This is a genomic window from Advenella sp. (assembly GCF_052108595.1).
In the GTDB taxonomy this organism is placed as follows: domain Bacteria; phylum Pseudomonadota; class Gammaproteobacteria; order Burkholderiales; family Burkholderiaceae_B; genus Advenella.
Genome location: NZ_JBQEAU010000166.1, coordinates 1 through 7,096, shown reverse-complemented (window position 1 = coordinate 7,096; position 7,096 = coordinate 1). Strand labels below are relative to the sequence as shown.

The 7,096-nt window shown below is 53.1% G+C and carries 8 protein-coding genes and 1 tRNA gene; 7 read left to right on the top strand and 2 right to left on the bottom strand.

The window, feature by feature from the left end; all coding sequences use genetic code 11:
- From rlmB to ACTIKR_RS19770, 5 genes are all read left to right on the top strand, one after another.
- Window positions 1-664: 23S rRNA (guanosine(2251)-2'-O)-methyltransferase RlmB (gene rlmB / locus ACTIKR_RS19790; protein WP_442328796.1), on the top strand; the 664-nt coding region annotated here is incomplete at its 5' end.
- A gap of 19 nt (window positions 665-683) precedes the next feature.
- Window positions 684-1,928: a cystathionine gamma-synthase family protein gene (locus ACTIKR_RS19785; protein WP_442328795.1), complete on the top strand. Its 1,245-nt coding sequence runs from the start codon at window positions 684-686 to the stop codon at window positions 1,926-1,928.
- A 197-nt stretch (window positions 1,929-2,125) separates the two neighbouring features.
- A complete protein-coding gene (locus ACTIKR_RS19780) occupies window positions 2,126-2,398 on the top strand; it encodes an HU family DNA-binding protein (RefSeq protein ID WP_014751147.1) in 273 nt (90 codons plus the stop codon).
- A 347-nt stretch (window positions 2,399-2,745) separates the two neighbouring features.
- On the top strand, window positions 2,746-3,678 hold the full coding sequence (locus ACTIKR_RS19775) for a DUF808 domain-containing protein (RefSeq protein WP_442328794.1): 933 nt from the start codon (window positions 2,746-2,748) through the stop codon (window positions 3,676-3,678).
- 56 nt (window positions 3,679-3,734) lie between these two features.
- Window positions 3,735-3,810 (top strand) — tRNA-Val (locus ACTIKR_RS19770).
- A 566-nt stretch (window positions 3,811-4,376) separates the two neighbouring features.
- Here the strand turns inward: ACTIKR_RS19770 and ACTIKR_RS19765 are convergent.
- Window positions 4,377-4,601, bottom strand: coding sequence for a hypothetical protein (locus tag ACTIKR_RS19765; RefSeq protein ID WP_193088914.1), 225 nt, complete (start codon window positions 4,599-4,601; stop codon window positions 4,377-4,379).
- Window positions 4,602-4,662: 61 nt separating this feature from the next.
- Window positions 4,663-4,977, bottom strand: coding sequence for a hypothetical protein (locus ACTIKR_RS19760; protein WP_442328793.1), 315 nt, complete (start codon window positions 4,975-4,977; stop codon window positions 4,663-4,665).
- 303 nt (window positions 4,978-5,280) lie between these two features.
- Here ACTIKR_RS19760 and ACTIKR_RS19755 point away from each other — a divergent pair, with 303 nt between their 5' ends.
- Both ACTIKR_RS19755 and ACTIKR_RS19750 read left to right on the top strand, forming a co-directional pair.
- Window positions 5,281-6,417: an exonuclease SbcCD subunit D gene (locus ACTIKR_RS19755; protein ID WP_193088916.1), complete on the top strand. Its 1,137-nt coding sequence runs from the start codon at window positions 5,281-5,283 to the stop codon at window positions 6,415-6,417.
- Window positions 6,418-7,096, top strand: a 679-nt coding sequence (locus ACTIKR_RS19750) for an AAA family ATPase (RefSeq protein ID WP_442328792.1), incomplete at its 3' end; no start/stop codon positions are given.

Sequence of the window (7,096 nt, the reverse complement as noted above, 5' to 3'; positions counted from 1 at the left end):
CCGGGAAATTTATATAGAAGCCTCGCGCAGCGACAAGCGCATGCAGAGCCTGGTTGACCTGGCCAAACAACATAAAATCAAGGTCATTCCCGTGGCGCCGGACCGGCTCGAAGGTCTGGCCAAAGGCGTGCGTCATCAGGGCGTGGTAGCCGTGGCGGACCCCAAACAACTGGCAGTCAATGTCGATGATGTGCTCGATGTCATAACCGAGCCGGCACATCTGCTGATCCTGGACGGCGTCACCGATCCGCATAATCTGGGCGCGTGCCTGCGTACCGCAGATGCGGCCGGCGTGCATGCGGTGATCGCACCCAAGGATCGCGCTGTCGGCTTGAACGCAACCGTGCAGCGGGTTGCTTGCGGCGCTGCCGATACCGTGCCCTATATCATGGTCACCAATCTGGCCAGAACGATGCGGGCGCTCAAGGAACGGGATATCTGGCTTGTCGGTACCGATGATGAGGCCCCCAGCGATATGCATGCGGTCGATGCCCGGGGCGCGGTGGCCTGGGTCATGGGCGCCGAAGGCGAGGGCCTCAGGAGGCTGACACGGGAAACCTGCGATCAGCTGGTCCGGATCCCGATGCTGGGGTCTGTCGAAAGCCTGAATGTAAGCGTTGCCAGTGCGGTCTGTCTGTTTGAAACAGTCCGTCAGAGAAAGTAATTTTTATCAGAGATGCAATATGAAGGAAAAACAGCTGACCACAACTGTGTTGCACGCCGACCGGCGTGATTGTATAGAACATGGGGCCATCCATAAGCCCATCCATGTGTCGACCGAATACGCCTATGATGATGCGCGTGAACTGGCCGCGGTATTTCAGGGTAAGCCTGGATATACCTACGCGCGTCAGGGCACGCCGACCACGGCGGCGCTGGAAAATAAAATTACTTTGCTGGAGCAGGGCAAGGGAACCGTCACCTTTGCCACCGGCATGGCTGCGTTAAGCGCCATATTCCTGACGCTACTGCGCAAGGGTGATCATCTTATTTCCAGTAGTTACATTTTCGGCAACACCAACAGCCTGCTGGGTACGCTGACGCATTTCGGCATTGATATCACATTTGTGGATCCGTCCGACGCCGCTAGCGTCAGCTCGGCAATCCGGCCTGAAACCCGCATGGTGTTTGTCGAAACCATTGCCAATCCGGGAACCCAGATTGCCGATTTGGAAAAAATCGGCTTGCTGTGTCGCGACCGTAATCTGGTCTATGTCGTAGACAATACGCTGACATCACCGTATCTGCTCAAGGGCCGCGATGTGCATGCGGCGCTGGTCATGAACTCCTTATCAAAATATATTTGTGGCCATGGCAACGCCCTGGGCGGTTCCATTACCAACACCGGGCTGTATGACTGGTCGACATATGCAAATATTTACGATGATTATAAAAAAGGCAGTCCTGACAGCTGGGGGTTGACCCAGATTAAAAAGAAAGGGCTGCGCGATATGGGCGGAACCTTGTCCGCAGAGGCTGCGCACAAAATCGCCGTTGGCGCCGAAACGCTTGCCCTGCGTATGAATCAGGCTTGCTCCAATGCATTTGCGCTGGCCAGATTTTTGCAATCCCATCCAGGGATTGCAAGCGTACGTTATCCCGGGCTGGTCGATCACCCACAACACGAGTTGGCCACAAGGCTTTTTGGTGGCCGCTACGGCGCGCTACTGGGCGTTGAATTGATTGACGGCATTGACTGTTTTGATTTTCTCAATGCGCTGGACGTTGTTATACTGGCAACGCATTTGGGTGATTCGCGGACTCTGTCGCTGCCGGTGGCGCATACCATTTATTATGAAATGGGTGCACAGCGGCGCGCACAAATGGGGATCGGCGATAACCTGTTGCGAATCTCTGTGGGCATCGAAGATGAAGTTGATCTGATCAATGATTTTGCTCAGGCACTTGATCGCTGCATGGGGAAATAGACAAAGCAAAATCAGCTTTTTGCACCGTGCCGGGGTGTATGAAAAAAAACACAATATTTCGTTTTTGATTGAAATTTGTTAAAAAGCTAATAAATATGCGGCTGTTGCCAGGTTTTTTTCTTGACAGTCATTGATTTAGAGGCGATTATATTCCGGATGAATTAACCATCATAATTTACTAACTTGGGGTTGTCTGAATGAACAAAACAGAACTCGTTGAATACATTGCTACCAAAGCAGATATCTCTAAAGCTGCTGCTGGCCGCTCTCTTGATGCCGTTATCGCTGCTGTTAAACAACAGCTGAAAAAAGGCGGTACCGTGACGCTGGTTGGCTTCGGTACTTTTGCCGTTTCTACCCGCGCTGCTCGCACTGGCCGTAACCCACGTACAGGTGAAGCCATCAAAATCAAGAAAGCCAAAGTGCCTAAGTTCCGTCCAGGTAAAGCACTGAAAGACGCTGTCAACTAATTCATAGTCGAGAGCGGGTCGCCGCTGCGCATGGCAGTTGGGGATCGCAAACAAACAAATAGCCGGTTGCTTGAAAAAGCAGTCGGCTTTTTGTTTGGTCGTTGCTGCACGTTGTCGTTATTGGGCGGTCTTTATGCTGTTTGAAATGGTGTTTTGTTTACCAGATCGCGGCGCCCGGTACCCTTGTCGTGGTCGGCGCCGGTCGGAAAAAGATTATTTGTAAAGAAAAGCCTTTATTATTTTCGCCAGACTCAAGTATTATTTTGGCTAGCGTTAAGCTGCTGCATTGCCACGAGTAGACCGTTGTCGATATCCGACATCTACAAAATACTTAAATGGGGAACATTATGGCTGCTGGAAGCCTATTGGCGTTACTGGACGATATTGCAAGTGTGCTGGATGACGTGGCGCTGATGAGCAAGACTGCCGTCAAGGGATCCGCCGCGACATTTGACGATGTTGCCGTACTGGGCAAGACTGCCATGAAAAAAACGTCGGGCGTGCTGGGTGACGATCTGGCGTTGAACGCACAGCAGGTCACGGGAGTCAACCCCGATCGGGAACTGCCGGTTGTCTGGGCCGTGGCCAAAGGGTCTCTGCTCAATAAAGCGATTCTGGTGCCCGCCGCCTTGCTGATCAGCTATTTTGTTCCGTGGCTGATCCTGCCGCTATTGATGCTCGGTGGTGCATTCCTGTCATTTGAGGGGGCGGAGAAGGTCATTCATACGTTTTTCCACAAGGGAAAAGAAAAGCAGACAGGGCAGGCAGCGCCAGTGGATGAGAAAACGAAAATCAGCGGCGCCGTTCGTACCGACTTCATACTTTCAGCTGAAATTATCGTCATTTCTCTGGGCGTGGTATCCAGCGAGCCCATCATGACCCAGGTGATTATTCTGAGCGTGATCGCGTTGCTGATTACGGTCTTTGTCTATGGGCTGGTCGCCGGTATCGTCAAGCTGGACGATTTGGGGCTGTACCTGTCCAGTTTGCAGAGCAGTATCGCCCAAAAGATCGGGCAGGGCATTCTCTGGCTTGCCCCGTATCTGATGAAATTGCTGTCCATTGTCGGAACCATTGCAATGTTCCTGGTTGGTGGCAGCATCATTTTGCACGGTATTCCTGGCGCTGAACATTGGCTCGAGTCTGTCTTGCCGGGACACGGCACCGGCATGCTGGACGCCATCCTTACTTTGTTGGTGCATTTTGTGGTCGGCCTGCTCGTGGGCCTGGTGATAGTTGCAGTAGTGTCACTTTTTCACAAAAAAGAACATGCGGCGTAAAAAATGCTTGCATTGTCTTTCAGACCTCCTTATAATTTAATGCTTAGTTGATCGACGGGTGCTTAGCTCAGTTGGTAGAGCGGCGCCCTTACAAGGCGTAGGTCACAGGTTCGACCCCTGTAGCACCCACCAATCCGAAGGTCAATTACCAATACGAATCAAGGGTTTGCGAATTTATCGTAAGCCCTTTTTTGTTTTTCATGCGACCATGTTGTGTAGCATTGGCTAGCAGCAATGACCCTGATGCTACACGGCGCTTAGGGGGCAGTATGGTGTTTAGGATAACCGCATGGCCTGTTATTGCTGCTGCAACAAGCGCTGCACAGCAAACAATCGCTGCACAGCAAACAATCGCGGGCATCGAAGTGCGTCTCACGAACTTTTTCAAATTAAGAACACGCCCGCGTCCGGGTCGACAAGACGAAACAGAAACGGCTTGACCAGATGCATGCGGCAACGCGGCGATCAAGAATGCAGGTCGTGGTAAAGATCATGAGTAACGGCCATGAATACCGGCCATGAGTCTTTGACGTCTTCTAAATGAAAGTGTGGTTCGATGGTATTTTCAGCTCAGCTGATTTTTATCTCTTTTGTTCGCGACATGGCATGTTGCCCTGCGTTGCACATCGTATATTTCGCATACCCGGTCTTGCATCGGCCTTGCCGTCAATCCCGGGCAGGGTGCAGGAGCAACTGCCTCAGACGAGGTCGAACCAGCTTTTGAGCAATTGCATCGATTCGGCGTCCCCGCTTTGCGTATCGGGTCCCTGAATATCCATGATTGCATTCTGATCTACTGCGAACGACTCATTGGCAATTTGCTCGGCGCGGACCATAAACGCGTCACGGGCAGTGCCAGGTTTGGCGACAGCGTCCAGGAAGGTGCTGATCGATTCGCGGCCATGCTCATTCAACTTGTACATAGGTCAATCCTTCTGATATGTGCAATAAGGTATATGCAGTCTAACATCAACAGGGGATGGGTCAATCTGGTGTTACGTTCTTTTGCAGGACAGTGAGCAACGAGGCGGCAACGTGCTTCAGGTCGTGGTTCAGCGGCGTAACGTCGAGTTCGAAGCGGCCGGCCTTACGTAAATGCCGGCGCAGTTGTTGCAAAAATTCGATATCAAAAATGTAGGCGGTAGAGCCTGGGCTGTACTGTACTGCACAATCCTGAGGATTGACATAGCAGTTGCCGGTGGGGTCGATGTGCGAGGCCTGGTTACTATCCACAATGATTTTGACGGCGTTGCCGGCAGTGGATGCAAAAGATGATGGGGATGGGGCAGAAATACTCATTGAGCGCTCCTGTTTAGCTGGTTTGACCGAATGTCGGGGCAGCAAGTTGGACTAAATTCCCCCATACAGGGCTTCGTCAGAAGGCCTGTAATGAATTTATATTATTGCAGGCGGTATCCGGCTGTCAACCCATTAGACGCTAATCGCCAAAATTAGTAGCGTACAAATGCAGGGATGATAAAGGCTCACTGACAGGATAAGATAGAGCCTGTCGGCTGTGCTGTTCCTGAACATATCGGGCTTCGGCGCGGCGCCCGGCTGGGTAGCCCGGTCATTTTTTCCTTTCTTGCGTTGTTGTGCTTCATGAAATTTATCCATACCTCCGACTGGCACCTGGGTCGTTCGCTGTGCAATCACCCGTTGCTGGATGATCAGGCCCATGTTCTGCAGCAAATTGCAGACTATGCCCAGCAGCATCAGGCAGATGCGCTGGTGATTGCCGGTGATGTATACGATCGTGCAGTCCCACCTGCGGGCGCCGTGCGACTGTTGAATGATTTTCTGAATCGCATGCACGGCCTGAATATTCCAGTTGTGATTATTCCCGGGAACCACGACAGTGCTGACCGGCTGGGTTTTGCCGCGACCCCATTGAACGCATCCGGTGTGCATATCATTGCCGACTACGAGCAAATGCTGCAGCCGGTTATGGTCAAGACGCAAATGGGGCCGTTGTATTTTCATGGCATTCCCTATACGGATCCGATACAGGTACGAGTGTTTGCCCAGGAACCCATTGACAGCTATGAACAGGCGCACCGGTATCTGATTGAGCGAATTGCCCGAAACAAACCGGCCCAGGGCGTTCATGTCCTGATCAGCCACTGCTTTCTGGCAGGAAGCCAGGAAAGCGAATCCGAACGCCCGCTGGCTGTCGGCGGCGCCGACCAGGTTCCTGCTGCGTTGTTCGAGGGTTTTGCCTACGTGGCGCTGGGCCATCTGCATGGGCCTCAGGCATTTCGGCAGGGGCGCATACGCTACAGCGGCTCGCCGCTCAAGTACAGTTTTTCCGAAGAAAAACACAAGAAAGGCGTGCTGCTGGTTGACATCGATCAGGACGGCGTCGCCGCGGCTACGCCGTTGCCGCTGTATCCGCGACATGAAGTGCGAACCATCGAAGGCAAGCTGGACGACCTGGTTCGTGCAGCACAGACCGACGCACATTGCGACGACTATTTGCTTGCCCGGCTGACCGATGATCACGCGATTCTTGACCCCATGGGGAAACTGCGAGCGGTATATCCGAATTTGCTGCAAATGGAAAAACCCCAACTTTACCAGGACGAGACTGGGCCGCTGATGTCAGCCGCCAGGCTGCGCCGTGATGAGTTTTCACTGTTCAGCGACTTTTTTGAACAGGTCAGCGGGCAGCCCATGACGCAGGCGCAAAGCACAGCCATGCAGAGTGTGGTCGATAATGTATTGAAAAGGGAAGCATAAATGGTTCCCTTGTATTTGCATCTGCAGGCCTTCGGGCCATTTGCCGGCGAGCAGAAGCTCGATTTCACGCAGCTGGGGCCTAATCCGCTGTTTCTGATTAACGGCCCAACCGGGGCCGGCAAAAGCACGTTGCTCGATGCCATCTGTTTTGCCCTGTACGGGGAGACCACGGGCGATGAAAAAGACCCGCGTTCGCTGCGTTCGGACCTGGCCGATCCTGCGACAGTGGCACGCGTGGTTTTTGGCTTCCGGCTTGGCGGCAAGGTATACGAAATCCAGCGCCAGCCTGCACAGCGGGTACCCAAAACCCGGGGCAGCGGCCTGAGGGAGATCGGCACTGAAGGCGTCATGCTTGATCTGACCGACGCCACGCCGAAGGTGCTTGTTGCCAAAAAAGCCGGGCAGATTACTGATTATGTAGAAAGCCTCACCGGGTTGAAAGCCGAACAGTTTCGCAAGGTGATGGTATTGCCGCAGGGCAAGTTTCGCGAACTGCTGCTGGAAACGTCGCTCAAGCGCGAAGCCCTGTTTGCGCAGCTGTTCCAGACCGACGTCTTCCGGCAGATCGAACTGCAATTGCAGGAACGGGCCAAAGATATCCGTACTCGTCGCGAGGCCAATGAGCTGCAGATAGCCGGATTGCTTGAACAGGCCGATATCGCAGACGAAAAGCAACTTG

Bases quoted from the DNA above. Each gene is read 5' to 3' on its own strand.
- ACTIKR_RS19760 (WP_442328793.1), bottom strand. From the start codon at position 4,977: ATGAGTATTTCTGCCCCATCCCCATCATCTTTTGCATCCACTGCCGGC.
- ACTIKR_RS19775 (WP_442328794.1), top strand. From the start codon at position 2,746: ATGGCTGCTGGAAGCCTATTGGCGTTACTGGACGATATTGCAAGTGTG.
- ACTIKR_RS19785 (WP_442328795.1), top strand. From the start codon at position 684: ATGAAGGAAAAACAGCTGACCACAACTGTGTTGCACGCCGACCGGCGT.
- ACTIKR_RS19755 (WP_193088916.1), top strand. From the start codon at position 5,281: ATGAAATTTATCCATACCTCCGACTGGCACCTGGGTCGTTCGCTGTGC.
- ACTIKR_RS19780 (WP_014751147.1), top strand. From the start codon at position 2,126: ATGAACAAAACAGAACTCGTTGAATACATTGCTACCAAAGCAGATATC.
- ACTIKR_RS19765 (WP_193088914.1), bottom strand. From the start codon at position 4,601: ATGTACAAGTTGAATGAGCATGGCCGCGAATCGATCAGCACCTTCCTG.